This is a genomic window from Borrelia sp. HM (assembly GCF_019669085.1).
In the GTDB taxonomy this organism is placed as follows: Bacteria; Spirochaetota; Spirochaetia; order Borreliales; family Borreliaceae; genus Borrelia.
Genome location: NZ_AP024401.1, coordinates 196604 through 212963, shown reverse-complemented (window position 1 = coordinate 212963; position 16360 = coordinate 196604). Strand labels below are relative to the sequence as shown.

General features: G+C 25.9%; 13 protein-coding genes and 1 tRNA gene. 4 read left to right on the top strand and 10 right to left on the bottom strand.

From position 1 onward, the window contains the following. Window positions 1-149: 149 nt before the first annotated feature. From hflC to K5563_RS00995, 4 genes are all read right to left on the bottom strand, one after another. On the bottom strand, window positions 150-1121 hold the full coding sequence (gene hflC / locus K5563_RS01010) for a protease modulator HflC (RefSeq protein ID WP_221037157.1): 972 nt from the start codon (window positions 1119-1121) through the stop codon (window positions 150-152). Then, window positions 1122-2054, bottom strand: a complete 933-nt coding sequence (gene hflK / locus K5563_RS01005; RefSeq protein ID WP_221037156.1) for an FtsH protease activity modulator HflK — start codon at window positions 2052-2054, stop codon at window positions 1122-1124. It abuts the gene before it with no gap. A 123-nt stretch (window positions 2055-2177) separates the two neighbouring features. Continuing rightward, window positions 2178-3419 (bottom strand): hemolysin family protein, encoded by a 1242-nt coding sequence (locus K5563_RS01000; protein WP_221037155.1) that lies wholly within the window; start codon window positions 3417-3419, stop codon window positions 2178-2180. Window positions 3420-3511: 92 nt separating this feature from the next. After that, a tRNA-Cys gene (locus K5563_RS00995) sits at window positions 3512-3584 on the bottom strand. A 155-nt stretch (window positions 3585-3739) separates the two neighbouring features. Here K5563_RS00995 and K5563_RS00990 point away from each other — a divergent pair. Together K5563_RS00990 and K5563_RS00985 are read left to right on the top strand one after the other, a co-directional pair. Beyond that, complete coding sequence (locus K5563_RS00990; RefSeq protein ID WP_221037154.1) at window positions 3740-5251, top strand: UDP-N-acetylmuramoyl-L-alanyl-D-glutamate--2,6-diaminopimelate ligase; 1512 nt, start codon at window positions 3740-3742, stop codon at window positions 5249-5251. Between the two features lie 10 nt (window positions 5252-5261). After that, window positions 5262-6359, top strand: coding sequence for a D-alanine--D-alanine ligase (locus K5563_RS00985; protein ID WP_255571098.1), 1098 nt, complete (start codon window positions 5262-5264; stop codon window positions 6357-6359). Here the strand turns inward: K5563_RS00985 and K5563_RS00980 are convergent. Genes K5563_RS00980 through prfA form a run of 4 tightly spaced genes read right to left on the bottom strand, consistent with a single transcriptional unit; the run spans window position 6356 to window position 12488 of the window. Beyond that, window positions 6356-8596: a hypothetical protein gene (locus tag K5563_RS00980; RefSeq protein ID WP_221037152.1), complete on the bottom strand. Its 2241-nt coding sequence runs from the start codon at window positions 8594-8596 to the stop codon at window positions 6356-6358. The two genes, K5563_RS00985 and K5563_RS00980, sit on opposite strands and share 4 nt — an antisense overlap. Next, complete coding sequence (locus K5563_RS00975; protein WP_221037151.1) at window positions 8586-10589, bottom strand: RelA/SpoT family protein; 2004 nt, start codon at window positions 10587-10589, stop codon at window positions 8586-8588. Before K5563_RS00975 ends, K5563_RS00980 begins: the two co-directional genes overlap by 11 nt. Beyond that, on the bottom strand, window positions 10573-11406 hold the full coding sequence (prmC, locus tag K5563_RS00970) for a peptide chain release factor N(5)-glutamine methyltransferase (RefSeq protein WP_221037150.1): 834 nt from the start codon (window positions 11404-11406) through the stop codon (window positions 10573-10575). Before prmC ends, K5563_RS00975 begins: the two co-directional genes overlap by 17 nt. A gap of 8 nt (window positions 11407-11414) precedes the next feature. Further along, window positions 11415-12488: a peptide chain release factor 1 gene (gene prfA, locus K5563_RS00965; protein ID WP_221037149.1), complete on the bottom strand. Its 1074-nt coding sequence runs from the start codon at window positions 12486-12488 to the stop codon at window positions 11415-11417. A 298-nt stretch (window positions 12489-12786) separates the two neighbouring features. Here prfA and K5563_RS00960 point away from each other — a divergent pair, with 298 nt between their 5' ends. Together K5563_RS00960 and K5563_RS00955 are read left to right on the top strand one after the other, a co-directional pair. Continuing rightward, complete coding sequence (locus tag K5563_RS00960; RefSeq protein ID WP_221037148.1) at window positions 12787-13926, top strand: tetratricopeptide repeat protein; 1140 nt, start codon at window positions 12787-12789, stop codon at window positions 13924-13926. Continuing rightward, window positions 13926-14738 carry a TatD family hydrolase gene (locus K5563_RS00955; RefSeq protein WP_221037147.1) on the top strand — a complete coding sequence of 271 codons (813 nt, stop codon included), beginning with the start codon at window positions 13926-13928 and terminating at the stop codon, window positions 14736-14738. The genes K5563_RS00960 and K5563_RS00955 overlap by 1 nt, the downstream gene beginning before the upstream one ends. Before the next feature lie 108 nt (window positions 14739-14846). On the opposite strand, the gene K5563_RS00950 is transcribed toward K5563_RS00955, so the two are convergent. After that, window positions 14847-15593, bottom strand: a complete 747-nt coding sequence (locus K5563_RS00950; protein WP_221037146.1) for a hypothetical protein — start codon at window positions 15591-15593, stop codon at window positions 14847-14849. After that, window positions 15593-16261, bottom strand: coding sequence for a hypothetical protein (locus K5563_RS00945; protein ID WP_221037145.1), 669 nt, complete (start codon window positions 16259-16261; stop codon window positions 15593-15595). Before K5563_RS00945 ends, K5563_RS00950 begins: the two co-directional genes overlap by 1 nt. Between the last annotated feature and the right edge of the window lie 99 nt (window positions 16262-16360).

Below are 16360 nucleotides of genomic sequence, written 5' to 3'. Positions count from 1 at the left end.
CAAGATTTTTTGTCAATAAAGAATTATTGTTGAATTTTTCAAGCTTAAAGCATTATTACTGCGATGATTAATTATTGATATCAAAATTTAATTTTTTTGATAAAAATGGGCATGATACTAAAATTAAATAGTTGCCCATTTTATATGATTTATTTTTTATTATGTAAATATTTGAAAAAATCCATATCTGTTGAGAATATTTTTCTTTTATCTTTAAGTGTGGTTTTATAACTTTCTAGTGTTTGCCAAAATTTGTAAAATTCAGCATTTCGTCCATAAGAGTTTTCATAAATTTTTGCAGCATTAAGATCTCCTTCAGCTTTAGTTTTAGCTGCTTCAGCTCTTGCTTCACTTAATATTTTTAATTTTTCTTTTTCAATACTACCAAGGATTTTTGTTTGCTCAGCAATTCCCAAACTTCTTTGCTCTTCTGCAATTTGTTGCCTTTCTGAAATCATTCTGTTATGTACTGAGTCAATTAAACTTGGATCATAACTTATTTTTCGAATAAGGACATCTACAATCTCAATTCCAATGTCTTTTGTATTGTGATTAGAAACTTTAATTATTTCATTTTCAATTATTTTTCTACCTTTGACAATTTTATAGGTTGTGTTATTTTGAGTTTCTTGTGGTATTAAAACTCCATCAGATAGGCGTTGAATAGGATTATTTGAGCTTCTGATAATTTCAAGTAAAGGATATTTTGCAATGACACCTCTAACAGCAGGCTCAATAGCAGCATTGATTCTTGTGTAGGCTCTGTCCATTGTTTTAATTGCTGTATAGAATTGATTAATATCCGAGATTCTCCACCTAGCAGTTGTGTCTATCCAGATTAATTGCTTTTCTTCTCCTCCTGTTGGAATTCTTTGAGGTTCTCCATCCCATCTAAGAATATTTCTGGGAAATACTTGTACATTTTCAATGAATGGGATTTTATATTTAAGACCTGCTGTATTTTCAGTTCTTTCAATTTTTCCAAGCCTTGTAGTGATTGAAATTTCATTTTCTTTTAAAATATAGATTGGTTGTACTATAGCTAAGAGTGTTAGTCCTAGTATTAATATAGAAGCTAGAATTTTTGTTATAAGAAATAAAAATTTTAATATGTGCTTCATTTATTTGACCTCCTTAAATGGTAGGAAATTTTTTAAGTTTTTGTCGATTATTTCAATATTATCTTTATTTTCAAGAATTTCCTTCATTGCTTCATTATACATTCTCTCTCGTGTAATTTCAGGTGATTTAGTGTATGCTTCAAGTATTGCATTAAAGATAGCAGTTTCAGCTAATGCGTTATTTATTCTATTTTCTTTATATCCTTGTGCTTCTTCTATTAGTTTAAGTGCTTCTCCTTTAATTTTTGGTATAACTTGATTAAATTTTTTCTTTCCCTCATTAATGAATTTATTTTTATCTTGGATTGCAATGTTAACATCTTCAAATGCCTCATAAACTTTTCCCTTTGGTGGCATAGCATTTCTGATTTGTACTTGCACAATATCAATGCCCAAATCATACTTATTTATGATTTCATTCATAGAAGCTCTTACTCCTTCTGTTACTCCAACTCTGTTATCATTAATTATCTCAAAAATAGTATTGTCGCCAATTAATCTATTCATTGATGATTTAGCTATGTCTTTTATGGTTTCTTCAGGGTGTTCTACCTTAAACATGAAAGAATATGGGTTGCTAATTTTATATTGCACTAACCATTCAACAGTGATTATGTTTAAATCACCAGTAATAATTATTCCTTCCTCTTCATCTGGAGAGTTTATTGTTTTGTGGTTTGTATTAAAACCAAATTTAACTTCTTGTACTATCTTGACAGGTACAATGACTTTTTCTTCGATTAATGGAATTTTGATATGTATTCCTGATTCAAGTGTTCTATTAAGCTTACCAAGACGAAGAACAATTGCCTCGTCAGATGGCCCCACTATAAAAACATTTGAAATAGTTATTATTAATATTATTGCTAGTATAATTAGTATGATCATGTAATCATATGTTTTATTAAGAAATCTTATTATATTGTTTAGCATTTTGCCTCCTTGTTATTATTCCATACCTAAAGAATTGTAAATTTTTATTTTAAATTCTTTATACATTGTGATATTTCTTTTAGGTTGGATTTTAAATAATGGGAAAACATTTTTCAAATGTTTTCATTCTTTTTCAAATTTTTTGAATGTTATTTTTTTTATTTTATGATTTTGAATTTCTTCTATTAAATATTCTCCATGTTCTGTATTAACTTGTTCTCCTTTTGTAGGTATTTTATCCAGTAAATCCATGATGTATCCTCCAATTGTATTTATATAGTCCTTGTGTTGAATTTTTATTCCAACTGTTTCTTCAATTTCATCAAATGTAGTCTCTCCAGATATTAGATATATATTTTCATCTTTTTTAGTAATAAGTTGTTTTTCTTCTTCAAAATCATATTCATCAAATATTTCTCCAAATATTTTTTCTACTATGTCTTCTATTGTAAGTATTCCTGAAAATCCTCCATATTCATCTATAACAATTGCCATTATTTTTTGCTTTTGTCGCATTATGTCTAGTATATCTTTTATTCTTTTGTTTTGTTGTACAAAAACAGCAGGTTTAATAAATTTAACAATACTTTTTTCAAGTTTTTTTTTACTAATTTCAATTAAATCTTTAGTTATTAAAATTCCAATTATTTGTTCTCGATTTTGACCTTTATATACAGGAATTCTAGAATATCCTTCTTTTTTAATTAATTTAATTTTATCTTTTAGTTTTGATGTGCTTGATAGTAAAAATACTTCTGTACGGTGTGTCATAATTTCAGATGCTCTAACTTCTCCTATGTTTAACATTTTTTGCATGAATATTCTATCATCATTTTCTAAAATACCTAGTTTTTCAGCTAAAAATAACATGTTTTTTATGCTGTCTTTAGTCATCTTTTGAGTTGATTTTATTTTGCAAAGGTTTAATAAACCTTTGACTATGCTATTAATTGCGTATATTACTGGTGTTAATATAATTGTTAATATCTTGAGTAGGATTGAGGTTGATAAAACTATACGCTCATTATTTATAATAGCAATCTGTTTAGGAAATATTTCTGAGCAAATGAGAACTATTATTGTTATTATTCCAGTTGATAAAGCAAGGGCATTATTTCCATAGTTGTCAAGAACAAATTTTGTAGTAAGGACACTTGTTGTTATATTTGCAATGTTATTTCCAATAAGAATTGTTGTTACAAGTTTTGATGGATTTTGGGCTAAGTGGTATACAATTGTTCCTAGCTTGCCTTTTTTCTTTATATCTTGAAGTTGAATTAGACTTAATGATGTGTAGGCCGTCTCTGATGCTGAGAAAATTGCTGAGAGAATTATAGATATTAATATGATTATTAATTCTAACATACTTATTATTTTAGTTTATCTTTAAGGTATTTTCTTTAATAATTTTGTTTCTCTTTATATAAAACTATATTGGCTGTAACTTATAAATTGTAAGGCGCCGACCGGATTCGAACCGGCGAATCAAAGTTTTGCAGACTTTTCCCTTAGCCACTTGGGTACGACGCCATATAAATATTAGTTAGTTTATTAAAAAATATGTAAATTGTAAATAATATTGATTGATCTTTTGTAGTTTGATTCTTGAAGTTTAAATTTTTTAAATATTCTCTTTTTTGTATTTTTATATAAAAATAAGTTTTATTTTTGTAATATTTATAAATATGAATAAAAAAACTCTTAATAATATTTTATCTATGCTTGATAAAAATTTAATCAAGGAGATTAAAGGTTCTTGTAATGTAGAAATATTGGGACTTGCATATGATTCAAGAAATATTTTATCTAATTTTGTATTTTTTGCTCTTCCAGGGCTTCGTATTGATGGTCAAAAATTTATTGGGGAAGCAATTCAGCGAGGTAGCAATGTTATTGTTCATACTACTGATATTGATTTTTATGATTCCAATGTAACATATATTAGAATTGATTCTTGGAATATGAGAAAATTTATGTCAAATTTTTCTCATATTTTTTATAATGAGCCTTCAAAGAAACTGAAGATTATTGGCGTTACAGGAACCGATGGTAAGAGTTCTGTTTGTTTTTATATCTATACTTTATTAAAATCCATGGGTGTTAAAGTTGGATTTATTTCAACAGTATTTTTTGAGGATGGAAGTGGAACTTTAATTAAAAATCCTTATAGGCAGTCAACTCCAGAGTCAACAGAAATTCATTTAGTTCTTAGTAAAATGGTAGAGAATAATATTGAATATGCTGTTATTGAATCTACTTCGCATGGACTTGATTCTAGTACATCAAGACTTATTGATATTGCATATTTTGCTGCTGTTTTAACTAATGTTACTCATGAGCATCTTGAATTTCATGGCACTATTCAAAATTATTTGAATGCTAAACTTGGGCTTTTCTTGTCTGCAGATGCTAATAATGGTTTTGGTATTATAAATATGGATGATGATAATTTTTCTCTGTTCTTAAATTCTATTAATAAAGCTTATACATATAGTTTAAAGAACCATGAAGCTGATTTTTTTGTAAGTAGGATTAATGAACAAATAAACTCTACTGAGTTTGAATTTTATCATAAAAATATCAGGTATGATGCTAGAGTTAATTTGGTTGGTAGTTTTAATGTCGAAAATGTTATGGCGGCTTTAATTGTTGTTAATCAGATTATGGATGTTGATATTTCAAAGATTATTGATAAGCTTGTGAATATTGAGAGTCTTTGTGGACGAATGCAGGGTATTGATTTTGGGCAAAATTTTTCTTTAATTATTGATTATGCACATACTCCTGGGGCTTTTGTTAAAATTTTTCCTATCTTTAAAAGACTGTCTAAGAATAGATTGATTTCTGTTTTTGGTTCTGCTGGAGATAGAGATCTTCTTAAAAGGAGATTACAAGGGGAAATAGCAAATAGGTACTCAGATATAATAATACTTTGTGATGAAGACCCAAGGAGTGAAGATAGTATGCAAATAATTAAAAACATTGCAGAAGGAATTTCAGAAAAGATTTTAAATGAGAATTTATTTTTTATTCCTGATCGAAGAAGTGCAATTGAAAAAGCAATAAGCATTGCAAGTAGTGGTGATTTAGTTGTTACACTTGGAAAGGGACATGAAAATTCAATAATATATAAAGATCGAAGTATTTTTTGGGATGAGGAAGCTGTCATTAAGGATATTATTTTAAATATGAATTAGGAGATTTGATATTATGAGAAAAAATCTTATGTTAATATTTGGAGGAGTTTCTTTTGAACATGAAGTTTCTCTTAGATCTGCTTATGGGGTTTATTCAGCTCTTATGAATCTTGATAAATATAATGTGTTTTTAAGTTTTATTGATAAAAGTACTGGGATTTGGTATTTGATAGAGTCTATTCCTAATGATCCTGCCTTAATTACAAGAGATAATTCTGCTATTATTAGTTTGATTCCTGGATGTGGGATGTTTGTAAATAATAGGGATCTTAAAATTGATGTTGTGTTTCCAATTGTGCATGGAAGAACAGGTGAGGATGGTTCTATTCAAGGACTTTTAAAAATTATGGATATTCCTTGTGTTGGTGCTGGCATTTTAGGAAGTGCTATTGCTAGTAATAAGTATTTCTGTAAGCTTTTGCTTAAAAGTTTTAATCTCCCCTTAATCCCTTTTATTGGATTTAAAAAATATGATTATCTTTTAGATAAAGATGGAATTAAAAAAGACATAATGCAAAATTTAGGATATCCTGTCATTATAAAGCCAGCTATGCTTGGGTCTTCAATTGGAATAAGTATTGCGTATGATGAGACTCATATTGAAAAGTGCATTGAGGAAGCTTTTGAGTATGATCTAACAATTATTGTAGAAAAATTTATACAGGTAAGAGAAATTGAATGTTCTATTATTGGGAATGATCAAGTTAAGATATTTACTCCGGGGGAGATTGTTATACAAAATTTTTTATTTTATGATTATGATGCTAAATACTCTACTATTCCTGGGAATTCCGTTATATTTAATATTCCTGCTCAACTTGATACTAAGCATTTGTTAGATATTAAGGAGTATGCATATCTTACTTATAGATGTTTAGAGCTTAGGGGTATGGCAAGAATTGATTTTTTAATTGAAAAATGCACTGATTTAATTTATATTAATGAAATAAATACAATTCCAGGGTTTACAGATATTTCTATGTTTTCTAAAATGTGTAAACATGATGGCCTTGATTATGAATCTTTAGTTGATAAATTGATAACTTTGGCTTTTCAAAGTTATGAGTCAAAAAAGAAAAACATTGATTTTAGGCGATTAGAAATTTAATTTAGCTTCAAATTTTTTAAATTTTCTATTTCTTTATCATTTTGGAGCTTAAAAAATTTATCTTGGTCATATTTTCCAGACTTTGGCAGTATGCCAGAATACTTTATTGCATATGAATAATCTATGTTGATATTTTGAACTTCTTTTTTACTTTCTTTATCATATATTTTTATGTAGTGTTCATTAATATCAAAGTGAGCAAAAGTCTCATATTTAATTTCTTCTTGAGATTTTATAGTAAAAGTTATGTTTATTGTATTTGATTTAATATTATTTATTGTAAATATTATGTTGTTGGATGCTATTTTATACGGTGTATTACTTTGATATATGATTAATTCAGATGCATTTTTTAGAAATAAATTAATTTGTTTGGCAATCTTATTTGTAGCAATATTAATTTCATAAATAGTTCTCTCAGCTGCATCTGTTTTTTTAAAAGATAGATTTATTAAATCTTCTTGTATTTTGATTTCGTGTTCTATATATTGTTTATTTTTGTTTAAGCTTAAATGAAAATCTTTTGTTGATATTTGAATCGCATTTCTATTTTCTTGTAAATACTTTATTTTAATTTTATTAATTTTTTCTGGAAAGCTTATTATTTGTTCTATTTTTATTGTCGCAATTTTATCTATATTATATGACATTGTTGTAATGGCAATTATTAAAAGAAAAATGATAGATTCAATTTTTTCAGCTTTTTTAAATTCTTGATTTATCGTTTTAGTTTTCTGTTTTAAATGTTCAGCTATATTAGTAAGTATTACTGAGAAAAGCGATATTGATATGAAGTAACTTAGTAGAATTGATTTTGATATCATTGAGGTTGATTGTACTGATGTTATTATGGTGAAATTTATTATCCAAATCATTATTATTATTATTTGTTTTAAAATTTTTATTTTATTAGGAATAGTTAATATTAGTATATTTTTTAAAATTATGAATAAAGTAAATTCTATTTTGATGTACAATAACATAATAAGTTCAATAACTGATATTACTATTGCTAAATATTTAAGTTCTTTAAGTGTTAAGTGTATTTTAAAATCATATGTAAAATAAGATATAAGGTTAAAGATAAATAATGTTAGAAAAAAATTTACTAGATATATTGGATTTATAATGTTATAGTCTGTGAAATTTTTATAGATATTGAGCATTTTATTTGTAAGTAAAGTAGAAATATATGTGCTTAAAAATAAAATAAGAAATAGTTGTATTATTTTATGGTAATTTTCTTTGGTCTTTCTAATAATGATACTAGTTTTTTTAAATCTTGTGATGAAGGTTAGGATAATTAAATTATAAATAGCATATATTATTATCATAAGTGTGCTTTCATTTATTATCCACTTTTTAAATGGAATATTTATAATGATATAGTGTAGAGCATTTTCTTTTTGAATATTTTTTTTAGCTTTGATTGTATCTTTAAGTGATTTATAAATATCACAGAGATTGTTATTTTTGAGATATTTGAGCATTGAATCTTTATTATTGTTTATTATTAAGATTGGAATTTCTTCTTTTAAATATAAGTTGTATATTTCATTAGTGTTTTTATCATTGACTTTTGATATCTTAAAATTGATTTTATTGTTATCAAATGTTTTAATTAGTATTTCTAAAAAACTTAGACTTGTTTTTGAGTTTACTATGTTTGATTGATTTTCAAACTGTATAGGATTATTTTCTTTTTCTGAGTTTAACATTAAATATATTGTATTTGTATTTTTTTCAAGAAAATTATTGTCTAGCAACAATCTACTGCTTATTGTTGTTATTTTTTTGTGTGAATCGTCTTCTATAAAATAAATATTGATATTGTTTTTAATTTCTTTATTATTTAAGTTATTTAATAATGTTATTATGATGGCAATTGCCATATCATTTTTTAAATCATATTCTATTTCTATTGGTACAATGATATTATAAGTGTTTTTTTCTATGCCTTTTATTTTTACGTGAATTGCTTTTTGTGAGTATCCAATAAATCCAATTTCTTGTAATGAGTGTTCTTGGTATTGAATCTCATTTTTTAGAAAGTATTGCTTTATATAATCATAAATGTTTTCTATTCGTTTTATTTTGTCTTGGAATTTATTTAGCTGGTTGATTTTAGTGATATGTTGTCTTATTGGATTTCTACATTGTTCGGTTTCCTCTGCTTTAATTATTTTATGTGAAATGAATGTTTGTATTAAGATTAACAGTAATGTCTTAATTGTCATAATTTTTAATGTCTTCTTCTACTTGCATTATTTGAAGTACATTGGGATTTTCTTTAAGTGAAGCAAAAATCATTGATACTTTTTTTGCATTTGATGAGATAATTATATTAATGATCCCATGTCCATTGCCGCAGTCTTCTATTTTTTCACTGATTAGTCTTACTTCAAAAGTTGTAAAAAGGTTATCTAAATAATTAAAAAGACCTTTTAAATTTTTTAAAAATATTATGATGTGGTATACTTTTCTTGTTGGTGTTGCTTCCCATTCTACTTCAACAAGATGATTTTTTTTATGATTTTGGATTTCTTTACAATTTTCTTTGTGCACTACTATTGTGTCCTTTTGTATTATTCCAGTAATGTCTTCGCCTGTTAATGGGTTACACTCAGGAGCTATTGTAATGCTTTTTATTTTGGATTTTGTTAAAGATTTAAATAGACTAAAGAGTCTTTTTTGTTCCTTATTTTCTCCAATGAGATATGCAATTATGTTATTGTCTACAAAGATTGTGTTATCATTTTTATTAAGCCAAGATCGAATTTTTGAACGTGCTCTTTTTGTTCTAACGCTATTAAGCCAAATTACATCAGGTTTTGCCTCTGGAGAAGTGAATATTTCAACTATTTGTTCGTTTTTTAATGGTTTGGTTAATGAGCTAATTTTGCCATTAATTTTTGCATAAAGCGCTTGATCTCCAATATCTGTATGTATTGTATATGCAAAGTCGATTGAGTTTGAGCCAAATGGGAGTTCTACTATTTCTCCTTCTGGTGTATAAACATATATAAATGTATTTAGGAGTTCTTTATATATGTCATGCATTGAGTATTGAATTTTATTTGCTGATTCTTGTTGCCATTTTTTGATTCGGTTAATGAATGATATGTCATCAGCTTTTAATTCAGCTTGTTCTTTATAGAGCCAATGAGCCGCAACACCATATTTAGCAATTTTATCCATTTCTTCTGTTCTAATTTGTATTTCAATTAATTGGTTGTCTTCAGGGATTCTAACGGTGGTATGTAAAGATTGGTATTTATTTTCTTTAGGGATTGCTATGTAGTCTTTTAATCTACCTGGTATTGGTTTCCAAACTTTATGTACAATTTCTAGTATTTCATAGCATTCTTTTTGTTGTTTACAAATTATTCTTATTCCTAAGGTATCAAATATTTGAGAAATATTATTATTTCTTATTTTCATTTTTCTAAATATTGAGTAAAAATGCTTTGAACGTACTGTAATTGCAACATCAATACCTATTTTTTTAAGTTCTTTTTCGATGATTAATTTTCCCTTATATAATTTTTTCTCTCTCTCTATTTTTGTTGCGGCTAGGAAATTTTTGATCTCTTTATATTCTTTTGGATAAAGATATTTTAATGATAAATCTTCAAGATATATTTTTAGGGATGAAATTCCAAGTCGCTCTGCAATTGGCACATAAGTTGCAAGGCAATCTTTTGCTATTCTTTCCCTTCTTTTTCTAGGCAAATGAGAAAGAGTTGCCATATTATGTAATTTATCAGCAAGCTTTATGATTATTATTCTAATATCGTGAGTCATTGCAAAAAACATTTTTGAAATGCTATTTGCTTCTTTGATTGCTCTTGTTTTATTATGTAAGTCATTAATTTTTGTTACACCATCAATTAAACTTAAGACCTCTTGATCGAATTCTTCGATGATTTCTTCCTTAGAAACACTTGTGTCTTCAAGAACATCGTGTAGTAGGCCGGCTATTGTCGTTTTAAAGTCTAGTTGAAATTTTATTAAAAATAATGCAACCATGATTGGATGAATTACGTATGGATCTCTACTTTCTCTATATTGCCCGTAGTGTAATTGTTCTGATATTTCAAGAGCTTTAAATATTAATTTTTTTTGAATTTCATCTTGATATGTATTATTTACAGTTTTTCTAAAAATGTTTTTTAATTTATCAATATCATTAATTTTAAGTAAATATGCTATTTCATAAACTTGTATCATGTTCTATCCTTAGAACTAATCCTCTCTTTCTTTTTTCGATATCATATATGGGTTTTAAATATTTAAAACCTTCTTGAATTGCAAACTTTGTTATTGATTTTGTTTGCCATGGAGCCATTTCTATTATTAAGAGTCCATTTTTAACAAGCTTATATTTTGCTTGTTTGATTATTTTCTTTATAATTGTAAGTCCATCTTTTCCATATCCTAAAAGAGCTAGCCTTGGTTCTTTTGTTAATTTTTCTTTTATTTCTAATTCATCTTTAGTTAAATAAGGAGGATTAGTTATTATTAGATCAAACTCTTTATCTATACATTTTAACAGATCTGAGTGTTCTATTTTGATATATTTTTCTAATTTTAATTTTTGTGTGTTTTGTAATGCTACTTTTAATGCTTTTATAGAAATATCTGTTAGTGTTACTTTTGACTTGATATAATGTGCAATTGTTAAGCCAATGCACCCACTACCGCAACATAGGTCTAGTATTCTATTTAAATTATTTTTTTTTATTTGAATTAAGGCTTCTTCTACTAAGCATTCTGTATCTGCTCTAGGAATTAGTACATATTTATTTATATTAAATTCAATTCCCATAAATTCTATTGTTCCAAGTATATGATGTATGGGAGTACCTGATTTTATGTTGTTTATTTGACACAATAATTTATTCTCTTCTTGAATTGTTAACTTTTTATTTGTATTTGCAAGAATTATTTCTTTTGAAGTTTTTAAAATTTTTTCAAGTAGTAGCAAAGTTTCAAGAGTATTTAAGTTATGTTTTTTTGAATTTTTTATAGCTTCATTGATTGTCATTAGAAAAATTATATTGGATTATCCTTTAAAGTTTGTTCTTGAAATTTTATAGCTAGTGAGTCTAGAAAAGGATCAAGTTCTCCTTGCATAATTTCTTCTAGTTTATAAAGGCTAATATTTACTCTGTGATCTGTTATTCTGTTTTGTGGGAAGTTGTATGTTCTAATTCTCTCAGAGCGATCACCTGAACCTACTTGTTGTTTTCTATCATTTGAGCGTTGTTCTTGTTTTTTAAATTCTTCAAGTTCATAAAGTCTTGCTCTTAATACTTTCATAGCTTGATCTTTGTTTTTATGCTGACTTCTTTCATTTTGGCATTGTACTACGATTCCTGTAGGCAAATGTGTAATTCTAACAGCAGAGTCTGTTGTATTGACGTGTTGACCACCAGCACCAGAAGATCTATAAACGTCTATTCTTAAGTCTTTTTCATTGATTTTAATATCAGTTTCTTCAACTTCAGGTAGTACAGCAACGGTTGCTGCTGAGGTTTGAAGTCTTCCATTAGATTCTGTTATAGGAATCCTTTGAACTCTATGCACTCCGCTTTCATATTTTAATTTTTTAAATACATTTTTTCCCTTTATTTCAAAGCTTACTTCCTTAAATCCACCAAGTTCTGTTTCATTAAAGTTAATAAGTTCTGTTTTCCATTTTTTCTTTTCAGAATACTTGATATACATTTCATAGAGGTTATTTGCAAAAAGAGCGGCTTCTTCTCCTCCTGTTCCAGCTCTAATTTCAATGATGATATTCTTACTGTCATTTTCATCTTGTTTTAACATTAATAATTTTATTGCGTGTTCAATTTCATCTTTTTTAAGATCCAGATTAGTTAATTCTTGTTCTAATAATTCTTTCATTTCTAAATTTTTTTCTTCTAACAGGATTTTTTGGTTCATATCAATTTGGTTTAATATGTTCTCGTATTCTTCCTTTTTTTCTTTAATTTTTTCTAAGTAATTGTATTCTTTTACTATTTTTGAATATTCTTTTTGATTTTTTATTAGATTTGCATCTTGTAATTTTTCTTCAAGTAATTTTATTTTGTCTTCGATGGGATTTAATTTTTTTAAAAACATAATAATTTTCTCCTAGCAAGGTAGTAATATTTTATCCTATTTTTGAGTTTTTTTTGTTATAATTGGTCATGAATTTTATCTAAATAGGCTTATTTACAATTTAAATAAATAAGTTTAAGTTTACAAAATTAAGTATATTTTTTTAATTTTTTATATAATATTTTTATTGAGATTGGATATTAAAGATTTATTAATATCTTGATGTGTTTATATATAAATATAGTTTATATGTTTTTGAGATAGTATATATATGAAGTGAATGTTATGTCTTTAATAAACCAGTTAAAAAGGGGTATTTATGTTAGACAAGAAACTTTTAGATGATTTTGAGGATATCTCACAAATTTCTGATAATGAGCTTCTTGATGTTACTGAAAAATCCAAAAGGGGATATCAGCTGATAAAGGAAGAGAGACTTCCTGAAGCAGAGGAATTATTTAATGATATCTTAGAAAAGGATGATGATAATAATTATGCTCTTGTTGGACTTGGTGACATTGAAAGAAAAAAACTTAACTTTGGTAAGGCTATAATTTATTATCAAAGATGCCTTGCTAAACATTCAAACAACAATTATGCACTTTTTGGTTTAGGAGACTGTTATAGAAGTTTAGACGATTATAAAAAGGCTACAGATATATGGGAAGAGTATTTAAAATATGATCCTGAAAATATTACAGTTCTTACAAGAATTGCTTCTTCTTATAGAAAATTAAAGAATTTTCAAAAATCTAGACAATCATATTTAAGAGTCTTAGAGCTTGTACCTGATAATGATTATGCTCTTGTTGGTATTGGACATTTGTATTATGACTTTAAGGAATATAAGGAAGCATTGAAGTATTGGCTTAAAATGTATGAAATAAATCAAGTTAAAATTGATGTACGTGTTTTAACTTCAATTGGTAATTGTTATAGGAAATTAAAGGAATTTGGTAAAGGAATTTATTTTTTTAAAAAGGCTTTAGGAATTTCTCCTAACAACTTTTATGCTATTTTTGGACTTGCTGATTGCTATAGAGGAAATAAAGAGTATGATGAAGCTTTAAAATATTGGCTTTCAATAATAGAACGAGACCCAAAAAATAATTTGGTTTTAACGAGAATAGGGGATACATACCGATATTTAAGAGATTATGAAAATTCTCAAATTTATTATAAGAGAGCTCTTGATGTTGATTTTGATATTTTTGCTATACTGGGTCTTGCATTGCTTCAAAAAGACCAGGGGCAGTATGAAGAGGCCTTAACAGCTATTAAAAACCTGATAAAGACCAATCCTAAGAATTCAATATTGTACGTAAATGCTGCTGAGTGTTATGAAGCATTAGGTCAGATTGAAAATGCTATAGATATTTTATCAAATTTCTTGCAACTTGGAATGAAGAATGTTACTGTTATTGATTACATTAATAATCTTAGGAATAAATTGGATTAATGAAGCTTAATTTTGAAAGATCTGTTTTTTTTAATAAGTTAGTAGATACTCATGTTCATTTTGATGAACTGAATAAAAATTCTATAGATGTTCATTATGTTATTAATGAATGTTTTAGAAATGGATTTTCTTATTTAATTGATGTTGGATTGCATCCTAGTGATTTTTATGGGAGAAAAAAACTCTTAGATATTTATTCAAATATTTTACTAACAGCTGGAATTCATCCCTTAAATAAGGCTTTAAGAGAGGATTTTGAATTGCTTGAAAGGATTTTAGCGGAAGAAAAAGTTGCTGCTATTGGTGAAATTGGTCTTGATTATTTTAAATCAGATAATAAAAAGGAGCAAATTGAAGTTTTAAATATTCAGTTAGATTTTGCTAAAAAATATAAAAAGCCCGTTATTTTACATGTAAGGGAGGCTTATGATGATATTTGCAATATAATTAAATCCTTTAATTTGACAAGTAGAGGAATATTGCATTGTTATTCTGGTACTTATGAATATGCTAAAAAGTTTATTGATCTTGGATTTAAGATATCTTTTGCTGGTAATTTAACTTTTAAAAATTCAGATTCTCTAAGATCAGTCTTAAAAAAATTAAATCTTAAAGATATTTTAATTGAAACAGATAGTCCATTTTTAGCTCCAGTTCCTTTAAGGGGAAACATAAATGCTCCAATTTTTTTAGGATATATATGTCTTGAAATTGTAAAAATTAAAAATTGTGATTTGGATAGTGTTGTATCTGTATTATATGATAATTTTGAAGATTTATTTAAAGATTCAACCTGTAAAGTGTTGGCTTAAATTTAAATAATTATTATTATTTAATATGTACAATATTATTGATAGTCTATTTATTATGTCATAGTTCTTTTTTACATAATTCAATATTATTTGCATATAAGGTTCATTTTATTTTTTGTAAATGTTAAATTCGTATTGAGAGTTTTTGTTAATTTTTTTTACTATTTTTATTAGATCTAATTCATTAATGCCAATTATATATTTAACATTAATTTTTTTTAAATCCTTTTTATTGTTTCCAATTAATGTGAATTCTATTTTTGGAAAAAAAGCTGATTCTGAGAATTTTTTTACAAAAACATGATTATTCTTCATTGAAAATATGATCACTCTTGTTATTTTAGGAGTAATCATATTTTTTAAGTATTGAATATTTTTGTTATCTATCATAGTAATATTTATATTCTGTTTTTTTGCATTTTCATTTAAATGTTCTGAATCTTCTTTGTTTAGTGTATTGTCTTGTATGATTAAAGAAGTTTTTAAATCTTTTGGGGAGTCGTTAAAGATAAAATCAATTGCTTTTTTTAATGAAAATTTAACTTCAGATAGGTGTAGAGTTTTTTGTTTAATTTTTTTTTCAGCAAATATTGTATTATTTGGTTTGTGTGTAAGGAGTATCTTTTTTATATTTTCTAGTTCTAGTTTATCTTTAATAAGTTCAATATCTTTTTCATTGATAAATAGTATTTCTTCTTGTATGAATGGAGTATTTTTGATTTTGAATAAATACTCTGTTGGATTTGAGAATATGATTATATAACTGAAATCTTTGTCTGTGATTTGATTATATTTACAGGTAAACAATAGAAATAGTATTATTGTAAATAAAAAAATTGTTATTTTATGTAGCATTATTTTGAATTTCCAATAAATTTTTTATTCAATATTAAGACTGTGATTACCAGTATTATTATCAATATAGTTAAAATGTGTATTTGTATATTTGTTAAAATTAATACTTTTAAAAATGTAATGATTGCTTCTAAGATTAAAATTGGAATAAAAATCGATTTATATCCATTTATTTTTCTTGTTTTATGAAGATATATTCCTCTTTCACATATGATAGCTGTAGATATTAGTTCTATTATATGTAGAAGTGGTATTTTGATATATTCATATGTCCCAAAAACTTTACTGTTTGTGATAATGAGTTCTAAATTTTGGGATAATATTAATCCAAATGCAAAATATGTTAAAAATATTGGATTTGTTTTAAGTATTGAATTTGGATTGAATGTAAAAAAAAACGTAAATATAAATAATGGGAAAGTATAATAGTATATTTGTTCTTTAATGAATATTGATGCTGCCAAACTAAGTTTTGTTTGGTAATTTATTATCAAAGTTCTATATAATATGAATTCTTCTATTAGGTATAGTAGAGAAAAAATGGTCATAGCGTATAATATCAATAGTAAATGAATATAACTCTTTTTGATTAATTTTATATTAGGATGTTTTACGATCATGTATATTTTAAATGCTAAAGGTAGGCTTACTAGCAAAAATAGATTCATAATAAATAAATTTTACTTTTAAATTATTCATTAATCAATTAGATTTTTATTTTTTAGTATTTTGAAAGATAGTTTTTATTATTGTGATTAATAGATATG

What these genes read in the sequence shown, in the direction of transcription:
- K5563_RS00975 (WP_221037151.1), bottom strand. Translation starts at nt 10,589, where the DNA reads ATGATACAAGTTTATGAAATAGCATATTTACTTAAAATTAATGATATT.
- prmC (WP_221037150.1), bottom strand. Translation starts at nt 11,406, where the DNA reads ATGACAATCAATGAAGCTATAAAAAATTCAAAAAAACATAACTTAAAT.
- K5563_RS00960 (WP_221037148.1), top strand. Translation starts at nt 12,787, where the DNA reads ATGTTAGACAAGAAACTTTTAGATGATTTTGAGGATATCTCACAAATT.
- hflC (WP_221037157.1), bottom strand. Translation starts at nt 1,121, where the DNA reads ATGAAGCACATATTAAAATTTTTATTTCTTATAACAAAAATTCTAGCT.
- K5563_RS00990 (WP_221037154.1), top strand. Translation starts at nt 3,740, where the DNA reads ATGAATAAAAAAACTCTTAATAATATTTTATCTATGCTTGATAAAAAT.
- K5563_RS00980 (WP_221037152.1), bottom strand. Translation starts at nt 8,596, where the DNA reads ATGACAATTAAGACATTACTGTTAATCTTAATACAAACATTCATTTCA.
- K5563_RS00950 (WP_221037146.1), bottom strand. Translation starts at nt 15,593, where the DNA reads ATGCTACATAAAATAACAATTTTTTTATTTACAATAATACTATTTCTA.
- K5563_RS01000 (WP_221037155.1), bottom strand. Translation starts at nt 3,419, where the DNA reads ATGTTAGAATTAATAATCATATTAATATCTATAATTCTCTCAGCAATT.
- K5563_RS00945 (WP_221037145.1), bottom strand. Translation starts at nt 16,261, where the DNA reads ATGAATCTATTTTTGCTAGTAAGCCTACCTTTAGCATTTAAAATATAC.
- K5563_RS00955 (WP_221037147.1), top strand. Translation starts at nt 13,926, where the DNA reads ATGAAGCTTAATTTTGAAAGATCTGTTTTTTTTAATAAGTTAGTAGAT.
- prfA (WP_221037149.1), bottom strand. Translation starts at nt 12,488, where the DNA reads ATGTTTTTAAAAAAATTAAATCCCATCGAAGACAAAATAAAATTACTT.
- hflK (WP_221037156.1), bottom strand. Translation starts at nt 2,054, where the DNA reads ATGCTAAACAATATAATAAGATTTCTTAATAAAACATATGATTACATG.